Origin of the sequence: Spiroplasma endosymbiont of Asaphidion curtum (genome assembly GCF_964031085.1) — a bacterium.
Lineage (GTDB): Bacteria > Bacillota_I > Bacilli_A > Mycoplasmatales > Nriv7 > Nriv7.
Genome location: NZ_OZ035001.1, coordinates 24,959 through 40,961 on the forward strand (window position 1 = coordinate 24,959; position 16,003 = coordinate 40,961).

16 protein-coding genes and 1 other RNA gene are annotated in these 16,003 nt (G+C 26.0%); 15 read left to right on the top strand and 2 right to left on the bottom strand.

The features are described from left to right. Nucleotides 1–68: 68 nt before the first annotated feature. Nucleotides 69–2,297 carry a PQQ-binding-like beta-propeller repeat protein gene (locus AAHJ00_RS00160; protein WP_342224071.1) on the bottom strand — a complete coding sequence of 743 codons (2,229 nt, stop codon included), beginning with the start codon at nt 2,295–2,297 and terminating at the stop codon, nt 69–71. Between the two features lie 236 nt (nt 2,298–2,533). Between AAHJ00_RS00160 and AAHJ00_RS00165 the strand changes: the two genes are divergently transcribed. From AAHJ00_RS00165 to AAHJ00_RS00225, 13 genes are all read left to right on the top strand, one after another. Then, nucleotides 2,534–3,916 carry an Mbov_0401 family ICE element transposase-like protein gene (locus tag AAHJ00_RS00165; protein ID WP_342224072.1) on the top strand — a complete coding sequence of 461 codons (1,383 nt, stop codon included), beginning with the start codon at nt 2,534–2,536 and terminating at the stop codon, nt 3,914–3,916. A 234-nt stretch (nt 3,917–4,150) separates the two neighbouring features. Continuing rightward, nucleotides 4,151–4,245: signal recognition particle sRNA small type (gene ffs / locus AAHJ00_RS00170), an RNA gene on the top strand. Nucleotides 4,246–4,276: 31 nt separating this feature from the next. Continuing rightward, nucleotides 4,277–4,732, top strand: coding sequence for a nucleoside deaminase (locus AAHJ00_RS00175; protein ID WP_342224073.1), 456 nt, complete (start codon nt 4,277–4,279; stop codon nt 4,730–4,732). 244 nt (nt 4,733–4,976) lie between these two features. Next, nucleotides 4,977–6,872, top strand: coding sequence for a DNA polymerase III subunit gamma/tau (gene dnaX, locus AAHJ00_RS00180; RefSeq protein WP_342224074.1), 1,896 nt, complete (start codon nt 4,977–4,979; stop codon nt 6,870–6,872). Next, a complete protein-coding gene (locus AAHJ00_RS00185) occupies nt 6,865–7,212 on the top strand; it encodes a hypothetical protein (protein ID WP_342224075.1) in 348 nt (115 codons plus the stop codon). Before dnaX ends, AAHJ00_RS00185 begins: the two co-directional genes overlap by 8 nt. Before the next feature lie 129 nt (nt 7,213–7,341). Next, entirely contained in the window at nt 7,342–7,692 is a 351-nt protein-coding gene (locus AAHJ00_RS00190) for a toprim domain-containing protein (protein ID WP_342224076.1), read from the top strand. 38 nt (nt 7,693–7,730) lie between these two features. Next, nucleotides 7,731–8,318: a dTMP kinase gene (gene tmk / locus AAHJ00_RS00195; RefSeq protein WP_425288867.1), complete on the top strand. Its 588-nt coding sequence runs from the start codon at nt 7,731–7,733 to the stop codon at nt 8,316–8,318. Nucleotides 8,319–8,402: 84 nt separating this feature from the next. After that, nucleotides 8,403–9,359 (top strand): hypothetical protein, encoded by a 957-nt coding sequence (locus AAHJ00_RS00200; RefSeq protein ID WP_342224078.1) that lies wholly within the window; start codon nt 8,403–8,405, stop codon nt 9,357–9,359. 13 nt (nt 9,360–9,372) lie between these two features. Further along, a complete protein-coding gene (gene tilS, locus AAHJ00_RS00205; protein WP_342224079.1) occupies nt 9,373–10,629 on the top strand; it encodes a tRNA lysidine(34) synthetase TilS in 1,257 nt (418 codons plus the stop codon). Between the two features lie 29 nt (nt 10,630–10,658). After that, the gene (gene ftsH, locus AAHJ00_RS00210; RefSeq protein ID WP_342224080.1) at nt 10,659–12,671 is read left to right on the top strand and encodes an ATP-dependent zinc metalloprotease FtsH; all 2,013 of its coding nucleotides are present in this window, start codon (nt 10,659–10,661) and stop codon (nt 12,669–12,671) included. Between the two features lie 40 nt (nt 12,672–12,711). Next, nucleotides 12,712–13,614 carry an ABC transporter ATP-binding protein gene (locus AAHJ00_RS00215; protein WP_342224081.1) on the top strand — a complete coding sequence of 301 codons (903 nt, stop codon included), beginning with the start codon at nt 12,712–12,714 and terminating at the stop codon, nt 13,612–13,614. Between the two features lie 62 nt (nt 13,615–13,676). Beyond that, nucleotides 13,677–13,925, top strand: coding sequence for a hypothetical protein (locus tag AAHJ00_RS00220; protein ID WP_342224082.1), 249 nt, complete (start codon nt 13,677–13,679; stop codon nt 13,923–13,925). A gap of 49 nt (nt 13,926–13,974) precedes the next feature. After that, the gene (locus AAHJ00_RS00225) at nt 13,975–14,565 is read left to right on the top strand and encodes an IS30 family transposase (protein ID WP_342224584.1); all 591 of its coding nucleotides are present in this window, start codon (nt 13,975–13,977) and stop codon (nt 14,563–14,565) included. On the opposite strand, the gene AAHJ00_RS00230 is transcribed toward AAHJ00_RS00225, so the two are convergent. Continuing rightward, entirely contained in the window at nt 14,549–14,683 is a 135-nt protein-coding gene (locus AAHJ00_RS00230; protein WP_342224083.1) for a hypothetical protein, read from the bottom strand. The two genes, AAHJ00_RS00225 and AAHJ00_RS00230, sit on opposite strands and share 17 nt — an antisense overlap. Before the next feature lie 149 nt (nt 14,684–14,832). On the opposite strand from AAHJ00_RS00230, the gene AAHJ00_RS00235 reads away from it, so the two are divergent. Both AAHJ00_RS00235 and AAHJ00_RS00240 read left to right on the top strand, forming a co-directional pair. Continuing rightward, nucleotides 14,833–15,276, top strand: coding sequence for a hypothetical protein (locus tag AAHJ00_RS00235; RefSeq protein ID WP_342224084.1), 444 nt, complete (start codon nt 14,833–14,835; stop codon nt 15,274–15,276). Further along, nucleotides 15,248–15,934 (top strand): FtsX-like permease family protein, encoded by a 687-nt coding sequence (locus AAHJ00_RS00240; protein ID WP_342224085.1) that lies wholly within the window; start codon nt 15,248–15,250, stop codon nt 15,932–15,934. The genes AAHJ00_RS00235 and AAHJ00_RS00240 overlap by 29 nt, the downstream gene beginning before the upstream one ends. The last annotated feature ends 69 nt before the right edge of the window (nt 15,935–16,003 follow it).

Genomic DNA, 16,003 nt, shown 5'->3' on the forward strand with positions numbered 1-16,003 from the left:
TTGTTATATTTGTTCTAACTTAAAGTGATTATTCCCAAAAGACTTAATATTTTTATTTCAAACTGTGTTTATACTTTATTAATTATACTTGTTGTGTTATCTTTAAAAGATATATTTTGTTTATCTAAACTTAAAGGAATAGCTTCTCCAATTTCAGTCTGATGCATAATTATTTCTTTTTTACTTTTAATATCATAAGAAAAATTTATGCTATCATCATCGTTTATCTTTATTTTTGAAGGTAAGATATTATTTTCTAATAAATTAAGCATAGCATTCTTAATTGAAATAGAAATTGTGGATTCATTATTATTTTTATCAATAAAATCTGCACTAACCATGCCTTCAACTTTTTGATAATAACTTAAAATAAGTCCTATATTATTTTGTCAAGAAGTAACAGAAATTGAAATTTTACTATGTGGTGGAACTTTTACTGGTTGAGATGAAACAGTTATTGTTGTGGTGTTTGTCGTTGTTTTAATTTCTGTGCTAGAAGAATTTGAAGTATCTCCTATAGTATAAATTTTTGAACCCCCTCATGTATAACCACCACCAACTTCAACTCCAACTTCAACTTTTCCTTCTGCAACAAGTGGTATATCAGCTTTTATAGTAGATTTTGCTGTAACTTTAGTATTTACATTTGCACTTCAATTATCAGTATTTGATGTTGTTTCTGATTTAGAAAATCCATTCATTTTTTGAAATGTATTTGTTTCTGTTAATTGTTTAGAACAAGAAACTGTATTTTGAGTTTGTTCAATACTACTATTATTTACAAATGTTGAATTAGAATCTTTACAAACATCATTAAGATCTTGTTCTAAATTAGATGATTTATTTTTTTGTGTTTGTTCTATAGTAACATCAGATACTGTTAAATTTTCTAAATTAATATTTAAAATATTTTTAATTTCAGAATTAGGGTTTTGTTTTTTGTGTTGTAAATATAATCCTCTTTTTATATGATCTCTCATATAAATAATATCAGATTCAATTAAATCTAATGGATCGTGTTCATATACTTTCTGATCATAAGATCCAAAATAAACTTTGTTGTTTAACACAACTCCTGAAGAAAAAACCGCATCATTTGTTCTAATAACTACTTTTTGTTCTCCTGTTGAAGGAGTATATTCATATACATTATGATCATAAGATCCAAAATAAACTTTATTGTTTAACACAACGCCCGAAGAAAAAACCATATCATTTGTTCTAATAATTACTTTTTGTTCTCCTGTTGAAGGAGTATATTCATATACATTACCATTAGTTGAACCAAAATATAATTTATTTTTTAACAAAACTCCTGAATAACCACCAATAAAACTTGTTCTAATAACTACTTTTTGTTCTCCTGTTGAAGGATTATATTCATATAAATTACAATCGTTAGATCCAAAATAAACTTTGTTATTTAGCACAACTCCTGAAAATCTTACATATCCATTTGTTCTAATAACTACTTTTTGTTCTCCTGTTGAAGGAGTATATTCATATACATTATAATCGTTAGATCCAAAATAAACTTTGTTATTTAACACAACTCCTGAAGAAACAATATCTCCATTTGTTCTAATAACTACTTTTTGTTCTCCTGTTGAAGGAGTATATTCATATACATTATGATCATAAGATCCAAAATAAACTTTGTTATTTAACACAACCCCAGAAGAGCGTATAAAATTATTTGTTCTAATAATTACTTTTTGTTCTCCTGTTGAAGGAGTATATTCATATACATTATGATCATAAGATCCAAAATAAACTTTGTTATTTAATACAACTCCTGAGGAAGCGATATCTCCATTTGTTCTAATAACTACTTTTTGTTCTCCTGTTGAAGGAGTATATTCATATACATTATGATCGTTAGAACCAAAATAAACTTTGTTATTTAAGGCAACACCAGAAGATTCAACATTTCCATTTGTTGTAATAACTAATTCCGAAATTCCAATAATACTTTTTTTATCATCTTGTCTTTTTGTTCTACTTAAAGTTTCTAAATTAATATTTGGTGTTTGTTCGTTATTTTCTAAATTAATATTTGGTGTTTGTTTGGTACTTAATTTTGCTAAGTTATTTTCTTTTTCTAAATTAATATTTGGTGTTTGTTCGGTACTTAATTTTGCTAAGTTATTTTCTTTTTCTAAATTAATATTTTCTCTTTTATTTCTTTTTAAAATTTGTAAATTATTAGTTTGTTGACAAGGGGCTGTGGCAACGACCATTGGCATTGTGGCACCACTAGTTGTTAAAAAACTCAATAAACTGAGTAATTTTTTCATATTAAGCAAATCCTTTTTCGTGAATTTTTACTAATTAATAAAATTTACAAAGTAATCAGCATCCTTTCTCAAATTTTTAAAGTTTAATTAATACAAATTAATTATAAACAATTAAATAAGAATTTCTATTATTTTTTTAGGATATTGAATACTAGTTCTAAAAAAATTTATCATTAAAGCAAAAAAATAAGCTAACTAAACTTTATTAAAATTACTATCAAGAAAGGTAATTTATTATGTTAAAAATTAATAATAATGTAAAAAGTTCAGAAAACAAGCATTGGTTTAGTTTGTTTACAACCCATAAAAATATGTACACCAACAAATGCCAACAACTGGCTAATGAATATGAAAAATTAGATGAATACTTATATAAATATCATTATCGCTTAAAACAAGGTTATAAAGTAGTTCATTTTTCATCAAGAACAATTATTACAATTTTTGGTGATGTTACTTTTAAACGACGCCGATATAAATATTGAAATCAAAAATTAGGTAAATTTGAATATGTATGTTTGTTGGATAAAGAAATTGGTTTATTACCCAAACAACGTATTTATTTTGATGTCCAATTTAAAGTTTTAAGTCTTTTGGGCGACGGTAAGCGGTATCGCGATGTTTTGGATACCCTAAATCATTGTTATATTTCAAAAGCTAGTATTTCAAATATTTTAAATAAATATGATATTGCCGAATATTTTCAACTCGCAGAAAAAGAAACTAAAACTAGAATTGATGTCAAAAATCAGGATTTATACATACAACTAGATGAGACATTTTTAGCGACATTAGATCATAAAGTTAAACAAGACCAAAGAATTCGTTTAGTTACTTTTCATACCGGACATAAAGAAAAAAATTACAAAAATGCTCGTAGAGCGTTAGAAAATAAACGGGGTCATTTTCTAATGTTAAAAGTTGGCAAAAGAATAAATACGATGGATTATCGTGATTTATTAATTAGAGAATTACAAAAACATTATGTGAATATTAATTATGACAGAATAATTGTTTGTGGTGATGGGGATACTTGAATTAGAGAAATTGCTAATAGTTTTGGTAATGTTAGATATATTTTGGATGGGTACCACGCTATTAAAAAATTAAAACAAACAGCATTTAATATTATTTTTGAAAATCGCAAAGTAACACTAAATAGTTGAATTGAATTATATAAGGATGGAAATCATCAAGAATTAATCAAAATCATTCGTAATGTTGCTAAAAATGAATTAAATAAAGATATTAAAACAAAGTTAAGGAAAGCTAGTAATTATTTCAGTAATAATAAGCAAGGTATTCATAACCAAAATTTAGAATGAAATATCGGTTGTAGCATTGAAAGTGATGTATCTCATTTAGTAAAACAACAATTAGGATATGGGGCAAAAATATATAATCATAAGAATTTAAATAACTTATTACATTTAAGAATGGCAAATTTAAACAAATTAAATGTATTACATTATATTAATGAAAATATTAATTCAGAAATAGAAATCAGAAAAGAAATATATAAAAATTCATTATGAAATAAATATAATAATAAAAATGATGATAGTTGAATTAATTATAAATGTAATATTTTAACAAATAAATATAGTAGGTTTAAGTAAGTAAAAATATTAGTTAAAATTTAATAAAATTAATAATTTTTATTGTGTAAAAATTCAATAATATGATAAGATGGTAATGAATAAAAACGACAATAACAAGAAAGGTAGGGTTAGTTTAGTAATTAAATAATATAATTAGCTGATTGTTTTACTTCTTCAAAGCAATACCTAAGAAAAATAAACGCGACCATTTTTTAAAATTTATTGCTATTTTTTCTAGTTATGTATTATAATTAATATAACCATTACAATAGTAACCTCTGAACCTGGTCAGGACAAAAGTAGCAGCCATAAGGAAAAGTGCTATGTGTAGTGGTATTTTTTTGTGCTAAAATAAATTAATAAAATAGGAGTAAAAAAATGCCACATATTCAATATATGAAAGTAGCCATATCCCTTGCTAAAATCGCATACCAAAATGGTGATGTTCCAGTTGGAGCAGTAATTGTTGATCCGAATGGTATTATTATTGGTCAAGGTTATAATTCTAAAGAAGTTAATAATAATCCGTTGGAGCATGCAGAAATGGTTGCTATTGCTAATGCCGCTAAAAAATTAGGTCAATGAAGGTTAAAAGATTGCGTTTTATACTCAACTTTAGAACCATGTTTAATGTGTACGGGAGCGATTTTACAGTCACGAATAAAAAAAGTTTTTTTTGCTGTTAGTGCCCCTAAGTTTGGCACTGTTGTTTCCCAAAATCAATTACTAGATAAAAATAAGTTTAATCATCAAGCATCATATGATGAAGGGTTATTAGAATTGCCAGTAAAACAAATTTTACAAAGATTTTTTCAAGAAGTTCGCAAAAATTAATAATAGACTTGGTACATAACTATAACATTTTGCACCTGCCAAACTATAAAATTCACTTTCATCTTTATATTTATCTAATATTTGTGCTTCATCTAGAAAATAATATTATCAAAATAGTAGATAAAATTGAGGGTTATGTACCAAGTCTAATAAATAATTGTAAATAAAATTTTTTTGATCGCCATAATTATTATATAATTTTATTGAGAGTATAATCTTAATAACTATAAAGGTGGATTACTAAATGAAATATTTAACGCTATATCGAAAATATCGTCCCAATAGATTTAGCAAAATTATTGGTCAAAATCAAATTGTGACTTCGTTACAAAATGCAATTATTAATGATAAGTTTAGTCATGCTTATTTGCTTTGTGGACCAAGAGGCGTTGGTAAAACTTCAATTGCTAAAGTATTTGCTAAAACTATTAATTGTTTAAAAATAATTAATGGTGAAGCTTGTAATGAATGTTATATTTGTGAAAGTTTTAATAATAATTCTTGTCTTGATTTATTAGAAATTGATGGTGCTTCGAATAATGGTGTTGATGAAATTAGAGAATTAAAAGAAAAAATTTCATTGTTACCATCCCTTTGCAAATATAAAGTATATATCATTGATGAAGTTCATATGTTAACGATTAGTGCTTTTAATGCTTTATTAAAAACATTAGAAGAACCACCGCGACATGCAATTTTTATTTTAGCAACGACAGAAGTATATAAAATTCCTTTAACAATTGTTTCTCGTTGTCAAAAGTTTGATTTTAAATTAGTTAATAAAAATAATTTAGTACAAAATTTAATAACAGTGTTGCAACAAGAACAAATTCCTTATGAAAAAGATGGTTTAGAACAAATTGCCCTTTTAAGTTCGGGAGCAGTTCGTGATTCATTAACTATTTTAGAACAAGTAATTGCTTATAATCGTGAATTTGTTAATTTAGCAAGTGTTAATATGCTTTTTATGATTCCAAGTAAAGCTGAAAAAATTGCGTTTTTATTAGATATTATTAATAATAAGACATTAAAAGTTTTGCAAACTATTAATAATTTTCTTCAAGTTGGTGTTGATATTAATAATTTAACGATTGATTTAATTAATATTTGTAAAGAAATTATTATTTTTAAAGTTACTACTAATAAAGAATTATTAATGATTTTAGATCCTGATGATTCTTTACCATTTAGTATTTTGACACAAGAACAATTATTGAAAATTATTGAAAATTACATAGAAGCATTAAATAATTATCGTTTTAGTAATAATGCAATAATGTATTTTGAAATTGCTTCGTTTAAAAATATGAATTACTTTCAAAATATGACTTCAATAGTAACGACTGAGGTTAGTAGTCATCGTGATGAAATGATTACTACTATTGAAACCCAACAAGTTGACAATAAAAAAGAATCATTAACATTAAATGATTCTGAGTTAGTAGTAGCCATTGATGATTTAAAACAAGAGACCAATGAAATAATTATACCACAAAATTGTTTACAAAATGATAGAAAAAATCAAATAATTAAAGAAAAAGAAGTACCCAATAAAATAATTATATCACAAAATGATAGTGAAAATCAAGATAAAAAAGATGAAAATGTTTCTGAAACTAATAATATTAGTGTTATTAATAAACCTTTTATTTGAGAAATGATGGATTATTTTAATGTTTTATCACAAGCTGATAAGTATTTAAGAACAGAATATAGTAATCGCTGAAATTTGATTAATGAGTATTTAACTCATAGTTCGTTTCATAAGATTGCTAAAATGTTAGTTGATACGACAATTGTCGCCGCCATGAAGGGGGCGATTATCTTATCTTGTCCCATTCAACGCCAAGCAACAATTGTTAATAATTATAGTTTTACTAAAAATATGCAAGATTTTTTGAAAGATATTTTGCTTACGAGAAATTTAATTATTATGGCGGTTCATACTCCAGAATTAGCATATATTCGCCAAGAATATTATCATTTACGAATTGCTAATAAGTTACCAACGCCATATGTGCTTAATTTTAAAGATTATTATCGTCAAGAAGAAGATATTATTGCCAAAGAGAAGCTATTAGATAATTCAGTTTATCAAACAGTGCAAGAATTATTTGATAATATTATCTTAATTGACTAATTTAAAGGAGAATCAAGTAAACGATTATGCAATATCCTGAATTTTAGAAAAGTTAGTCGATATTTTAAAAAAAATTCCAGCAATAGGAAAAAAGAATGCTGAACGGATGGTTCTACAAATATTTTTGCAAAAGTTTGATTTTATTAATGATTTAGTTATCACATTACAAGAAGTGTGGGACTCATTAATGTTATGTAGGCAATGTAATAATATTAGTAATGAAAAAATATGTACGATTTGTCAAAATACGAAAAGGGAACAAAATGTTCTTTGCATTGTTGGTAATTGACAAGATTTATGAGCATTAGAAAATCATCAAGTATTTAATGGGATGTATTAGACTTGGTACATAACTATAACATTTTGCACCTACCAAACTATAAAATTCACTTTCATCTTTATATTTATCTAATATTTGTGCTTCATCTAGAAAATAATATTATCAAAATAGTAGATAAAATTAAAGGTTATGTACCAAGTCTATTATTTTTTGATGCAAGAAATTGATTTACAAAAAGGTATTTCACCAAATGATTTATCTTTAGATTTATTACTAACTCGTGTTAGTAATAAAAATTGACAAGAAATAATTATTGCTACTAGTCCAACAATTAATGGTGATTTAACAGCGCAGTACATTAATGGATTATTAAAAAATTATTCTGATGTTTCAATTACTAGAATTGCTCATGGTTTACCAGTAGGAGCAACAATTCATTATGCTGATCAGTTTACATTAAAAAAGTTATTGGAAGGTAGAAAAAACTATCATAAGGAGAAATTAAAATTGTGAATTCAAAACCATTTTTTATATCATTAGAAGGAACTGAAGGTTCTGGAAAAACAACTGTTGGTCAAATGCTAAAAGAAAAACTGCGTCAAGAAAATTATGATGTGATTTTAACTCGTGAACCAGGAGGAGTAAAAATTTCTGAACAAATTCGAGAAATTATTTTAGATAAAGGAAATTCAGAAATGGATAAATGAACGGAAGCGTTGCTATATATTGCTGCTAGAAGGCAACATACGGTTGAAGTTATTTTGCCAGCATTGCAAAATAATAAAATTATTATTTGTGATCGCTTTATTGATTCAACTTCGGCTTATCAAGGTTTAGGTCGTGGTTTAGGAATTATAACTTTAAATGATATTCAAAATACTATTATTGGTAATGCCAAGCCAGACTTAACAATTTTTTTTGATCTTGAACCAGAAATTGGTTTAAAACGGATTAAAGATTTTAGAATGGTATCAGAATTAAATCGCTTGGATTTAGAACAATTAGATTTTCATCAAAAGGTTTATGAAGGATATCGAATTTTACTTAGTCAGAATCCGCAACGCATTAAAGCAATTAATGCTAAACCAGATATAAAAATAGTTTTTGAACAAGTATGAGTTTTAGTACAAAAACATTTGCTTGCTTTAAATATGAATGTTAGTTAGTTAAGCATTACGAATTTTATTACTATTTACATTTTTATTTAAAACTATTATTAATCAAACTATTTAATGGAGTTAAATACACGAATGTTGAATTTTAATATGTTATCAAAAAAATTTATTACGACAATTGAAAATTATTTAATTAATAATATGTTTCCACATACGCTAATTATTGCTAGTAATAGTGATGAAACTAATTATCAGTCGGCAATATATTTAACTTGTCGCTTAGTATGTGAGGATGTTAGTTGGTGCGAGGGGAAATGTAATAATTGTCAACGCGTAATTAGTAATAGTTATCCTGATTTTGTTATTTTAAATTTATGTTCTGAAAAATTAAAAAAAGAAATGATTTGTGAAATTATTAGTAAATTTAGTTTGTCTTCGTTAGAAGTAACAAATAAAAAGATTTATTTAATTCAAAATATTGAAGATGGTAGTTTGGAAGCTAATAATAGTTTATTAAAATTTTTAGAAGAACCACCGATTAATACATACGCTATTATTACTAGTAAAAGTATTAATCGTGTTTTATCAACAATTATTTCACGCAGTCAAGTTTTAACATTACCAACAATTGATTTTGAGGCAGTGGCAACAAAACTTATTAATGAATGAGAAGTTGTTCTTGAGGATGCTAAGTTAATAAGTAATTGTTTTTCTGATTGAAATGAAATTGTTGCTAATGTGGATTATGTTAAATTTTTGGAAATTAAATTGCTAGCATTAGATTTTATTACTAATTTTATTAATAATAATAATGAAGATAATTACTTATTATCTAGTAAAATTAATAAGTTAGAGAAAAATTATTTATCTTTATTTTGAAAATTAATAATTTTAATAATAAAAGATAGTTTTTTAGAACTTCCGCAATATTTTATTACGCAACAAAAATTTATTAAACAAGTTACTAGCAAAATTGCTAATAAACAAAATTATTTCTTAATGGTAATTTATGAATGTTTGGAAAGATTAAAGTTTCCTATTAATAAAAATTTACTTGTTGATTACTTTATAATTATGATGTTAAAAATTTAAAAATGGGGTTACTATGAAGAAATTTTATGAAAGTCTTGATATTCAAGAAAAATATTTATTAGGGATTTCTGGCGGGACTGATAGTATGTTTTTGTTAGATAATTTGTATCAAGCAGGATTTAAAATTTTTGTTGTTCATATTAATTATCAAAAAAGAACTAATAGTTGGCAAGATGAAATGATTGTTGTTAATTATTGTTTAAAAAATAATATTAAATATACTGTTTTACGAGTAAAACCTGAACAATATGGGAAAGAAAACTTTCAAAATCAAGCTCGGAAAATTCGTTATGATTTTTTTATGAAAATAGCAAAAAAACAAAAGATTTTTAATCTTGTTATTGCTCATCAATTTAATGACTTATTAGAAACTTATTTATTGCAAAAACAAAGAAAAAGTTTAGTTTCATATTATGGTTTACCTTTTAAGCGAAAAATTAAAAATTTAACAGTTTTTCGACCAATGTTGGAAGTAAAAAAACAAATGATTCTTAATTATTTAGAAAAAAAACAATTAGATTTTCAAGTTGATGATAGTAATGAATTGGATATTTATGCTCGTAATGTTATTCGAAAAAAAATTGCTTATTTTTCAAATCTTGAAATTAATAATTTATTACAAGAAATTAATGAGAAAAATATCCTTTTAAAGGAAGAACAACAAAAAATAATAAAATTATTGGTGTTGATGACAATTGATGATAAAATCAATTACAAGTTGTTTTTATTATTAGAAGAAAAATGACAACAAAAATTAATTTATCAATATTTATTAACAATTGATGATGAATTAGTAACTAAAAATTATTTAAAAAGAATTTTAAATGGTGTACTTAAAAGTAATAAGCCAAATATTCATATTAAATTAAATGATCAATGAATTTTTATTAAAGAATATGAATTTATATATCTAAGTAAACCAATTATTAAGGATAATTATTGCTATACAATTACTAACTTAAAAAATTTTAAAAGTCGTTATTTAATATTAAAATTAAAAAATAATGGTAATATTAAAGGAATGGGATTTTTTGTTGCTAATGATGAGTTTCCAATTTATATTAAGTGTAACGAGTTTAATGAGAAAATTAAAACTAAGAATGGTACAAAAAAAATTAATCGTTTATTTATTAACAATAAAATTAGTTTTCAGCAAAGAATTAATTGACCGGTAATATATAATTGTCATCAACAATTAATTGCGATTCCAATGTTGGCTGTTGATGCTAATCATTTGGAAAACAAAAGTAATTGATTTATGTTAAAATAAGTTAGTAATTATGAAGAGAGGAAAAGATTGTGCAAAATCGTAAAAGAAATTTAGGTTTTATTTTTATTACTTTACTGTTCGCATTATTATTAGGGATTCTAATATGATACTTTTTAAAAGGTGGTTATGAGTATCGCGATTTTAATGACCTTAAAATTTGACTTAAAGAAGGTAAAATTGAGGACCAAAATATTACTGATGTTAGTTGAAAAATGGGACAATCATCAGGAAATTATACATTATTTGGAACTTTTAAGTTAGGCAATGGACAACGCTATCAATTTCAAATGGTTTTAGTTGATTCAATGTGAAAAACAGTTAATGTCTTGTTTAATGATGATGGAGTAAACCCTATTTTTAAAGATAAATTACCAACGGTGTATAATCCTAATGAATCAAGTCTTTGAACTGAATTATTGCGAATATTACCTTTCTTATTATTAATTGGAGCAACAATATTTCTTACTTTAAGAATGATGCGTTCTCCTGGTGGCGGCGGTGGAATGAATCCGTTTTCAATGGGGAAAAATAAAGCGCGACAAACAGAATCAAAAGTTAGATTTACTGATGTGGCGGGAATAAATGAAGAAAAGCAAGAATTAGTGGAAATTGTTGATTATTTAAAAAATCCGACAAGGTATGCACAAATGGGGGCAAGGACACCCAAAGGGGTCTTGTTAGAAGGTCCTCCGGGGACAGGGAAAACTTTGTTAGCAAAAGCAGTAGCTGGTGAAGCTAATGTTCCTTTCTTTTCAATTTCTGGTTCGGAATTTGAAGAGATGTTTGTTGGTGTTGGTGCATCGCGGGTTAGAGAATTATTTAATAATGCGAAAAAAAGTTCGCCGTGTATTATTTTTATTGATGAAATTGATGCTGTGGGAAGAAAACGCTCATTGTCAATGGGGTCAGGAGCTGGTGAACAAACTTTGAACCAATTATTAGTGGAAATGGATGGTTTTGAGACGAATGCTGGTGTTATTATCATTGCGGCAACTAATCGTGTTGATGTTTTAGATCCAGCCCTTTTAAGACCAGGAAGGTTTGATCGTACGATTCAATTATCATTGCCAGATATTCGTGAACGAGAAGCAATTTTGCGATTACATGCTCGTAATAAGAATTTATCACCTAAAATTGCTTTTAATCGGATTGCTGACCGAACCCCAGGATTTAGTGGTGCCCAATTGGAAAATGTGCTTAATGAAGCGACATTATTAGCGGTGCGAAAGCGAAAAACTGTTATTGATTTAGCCGATATTGATGAAGCTATTGACCGTGTTGTTGGTGGACCTGCTAAAACTTCAAGAACAATTACGGAAAATGATAAGCAAGTAGTTTCTTATCATGAAGCGGGGCATGCTTTAATTGGTTTAAAATTAAGACATGCATCTAAAGTTCAAAAAGTAACAATTATTCCTCGTGGAAATGCCGGTGGTTATACGATTATGACGCCAAAAGAAGAGAGTTTTTTACATTCCCGTGATAATCTTTTGGCAACTATTACTGGTTATTTAGGTGGAAGAGCATCAGAGGAATTAATTTTTGGTGTTGAAAAAATAACTACAGGAGCACATGATGATTTAGAAAAGGCAACTAATATTGCACGCCGAATGGTTGTTGAGTTTGGAATGTCTGATTTGGGATTGCGACAATTTGAAAGTGCTAAAGATGAGTATATGGGTGTTAATAGTGCTAATAAATTTTCAGATGATATTGCTCAAAAAATTGATGTTGAAATTAATAAATTTTTGGATGAATGTTATCTTGAAGCTAAAAAAGTAATTAAGAAACATCGTAATATTTTAGATTTAATTGCCGAATCGTTAAGAGTTTTAGAAACAATTACTGCCGAACAAATTGAATATATTGATGAAAATGAAAAGTTACCACCAGATGTGTTGGCTGCTAAAAAAACTCAAGAAGAATTTCGTGAAAAAGAACTTCGTGGTGATGTTATTGAAGCAAAACCTAAGGGGAGAAATTCTGATATTTTATCATCGGATATTAAATCTGATGATAAAAAAGATAAAGAAGATAAATAATAATCAGTGGTATAATTAGAAAAAGTTGGGAGTAAGTGTAATGGCAAAAAAGCGATCTTCAAAAAAATCTGAAAATGATAAGAGTATTATTTCATTAGAAAATAATAAAGCACTTTTAACGACGATTAAAGAAAATTTAAAGTTACAAAAGAAGATGACTAAGGCTTGCTCCAAAAGAATTTTAAAAGGTGAAATTATTTCTACCTTAGGTTATAAACCGGATTTAAAGAAATTTATTATTGAATTGCATAATGTAGAAAAATCTTATGTAATGGGAGAAATTGAATATAAAGTTTTAAAAGGGATTGATTTAAAAATTAGTCGTGGTGAATTTGTTGTTATTTTAGGACCTAGTGGTAGTGGAAAAACAACATTATTAAATATTATTTCTGGTTTAGATAAAGCTTCAACTGGTGATGTTTTTGTTGATGGTCATAACTTAACATTATTAAAAAATCGTCATTTAACTGATTTTCGTTGTAATTATGTTGGGTTTGTTTTTCAAAATTATAATTTATTAGATACTTTAAGTGCTAAAGAAAATGCTGAAGTTGGTGAAAACTTAGCTAAGAATAAAAAGCGTGTCATGACATTGGAAGAAATTTTTGTATCAATTGGCATGTCAGCAGAAATGGATAAAAAACCTTCACAATTATCTGGAGGGCAACAGCAAAGAGTTTCAATTGCAAGAGCAATTGCTAAAAATCCTTCAATTTTGTTTTGTGATGAACCAACAGGGGCTTTGGATGAAGAAATGGGACGAAAAGTTTTAGAAATTTTGTTAGATATTAATAAAAAAGAAAAAACAACGATTGTTACTGTTACTCATAATCCTAATATTGCTCAGTTAGCAGATATTGTTATTCATGTGAGAAATGGTATTATTGATGAATTAAAAGTTAATAAAGACCCTAAAAAACCTAAAGATATAAAATGAGCTTAATAAAATTGGATTAATAAAACAGTTACTGATAAGAATATTATTATTCAAGGAGTGAAAAAACAATGTTGTTTCTCTTTATTAACGGATTACGATCAATTAATAAAAAATGAGTGCAGTTTTTTGGACTAATTGTGTTGATATTTTTATCAGTAACTGTTTTTTCTGCTATTAATCAATCTAATCGTGAGTTGTTAAGAAGTTTTAGTATTTTGCTAGATAAAGGTAAAGGTAATTCGCACCATTTTTCTTTTTATCCGCTTAATCAAATGACTTTGAAAAATAGAGAAGCAACAATTAATAAATTTTCATAAAGAATGAATTATTAGTTTTAAAACAATTTACAATTGAATTTATTCTGGATTACTTGAAAAAGTTACTAATAAAAATTTAAGAAGAAAAGGTAAGAAACGAAAATCTCAAGAAAATCGCGGTAAATTTAATGGTAAATCAATTAAAGAACGAAATATTAATGTTAATAATCGTATAACTGTTGGTCATTGAGAAGGTGATACTGTAGTATCATCACGAGGTAAAAGTAAATCATGTTTAATAACTTTAGTTGAAAGAACATCAAGATTTACTTTAGCAATGTTAGTTGAAAATAGAACTACTAAAGTTGTTAACGAAAACATTAGCCATTATTTATCAATTCTTCCAAATAATCTTGTTAAGACTATAACATTTGATAGGGGTAAAGAATTTTCTAATTGACAACAACTTGAAAAAAATTTAAATGTGAAAATTTATTTTGCTAATGCGTATTCGCCTTGACAAAGAGGTACTAATGAAAATACTAATGGTTTAATTAGAGAAAAATTTCCTAAAAAATTTAATTTTTCAAATACTACTAAAAATGCAGTTCATAAATTTATATTGTCTTTAAACCAAAGACCAAGAAAAATACTAAATTATCTTTCACCAATCGAATATTTGGTTAGAAAAATAATTTAGTTGCACTTAACTTTACAATTTGGCAAATATTTAACATTTTATTAAAAGTACTTTGCTTTATTCCAGTTAATCGTAATAATTCTTTATCATTAATAAAATTAAATTTATCAAATTTCATAATCTTAAATTCCTTATAATTTCTATTTTAAATATATTTTATAGGAATTTTGTTTAATAAATAAGTAATGCAAGAAGTCTAATAAATTAACAAAGGCAATTAATAACTTATTTTCTTTTAAAGAAAGTGTTACCATTCAGCAAACACAAATGGTTGTTGAAAACTGATTTATTTTACGAGAATTAGCGGATCTTTCAAAAACAACTAAAACTGATGATGAGGGTAATGTTAGAAAAGTAATTACAACAAATGTTGGTTTTAATTTTGTTCCTTATCAAGATAATGAATTACCATATTTGTTGCTTCTTGGTGAAACTATTAGTAATAACAACAAGACTTTAGGAAGTTTGATGGTTCATAGCGTTGATTTTGAACATTACAAATCTTTTTTAAAATTAGAAGATGATGATGGAAATAATTTGTATCCATTATTAGAACAAGAATTAGACAATTGAAATGAAGCTAAAGATATTAATGAACCAATACCATTAGTAATTAATTCAGTAATGGCAACTTTGCGTGATTTAAAGATTAATGATTATTTTGTAATTGAGTTTAAATATAATGATACTTTACAAAAAAGTAAATTTTAAAATTATTGGGATTGCTGATTTTTATCAAAATTCTTATGTGTATGCACCACTTGATGCGATGTGTTTTGTTTTTGGGTTGGATGAGAATTCTTATAATGCTAAATATTCACAACAAGATAATTTAGAAGTTCAAGATTGAATAACTTTAAGAACTGATGGTAATAGTAATTTGCAAGGTTTAAAACCGTTATTAAATTCATTATTGGATATGAGTGCTATTAAGCAAATTGCTTTGAAGTATAATATTATAATTGCAATCATGATTGCAATTATAATATTTTTTGCAACCACAATATCAGTTGTTATTTTAGTAATGATTACTAATATTGTTATTACTGAAAATAAAAAGATGATTATTGTTTTTCAAACTTTAGGTTATAAAATTCATGAAGTGTCAAATATTATTATGAATGCCTATATTCCAACTATCATTATTGCATTTTTAGTTGGGGTGCCGATAAGTATTATTATTTTAAAAGAGTTATTTATTTTTGTTGCTAAATTAACTGAATTTAGTTTACCGGTTAATTGAAAGTGATGAAATATTATAGTAGGGATTGCTATTGAATTAGTAGTATACTTAGTATCATATTTTATTGGTGTTTTTAAGCTTCATCAACAAAGTATTGTGCAAAAAATTAAGGAATTTCAAGAATAAAATTTTTTAATGTATAATTCAAATAATGCAAAAAAGCAGGGCAACATATTTAAAAGGAGTTTAATAGTG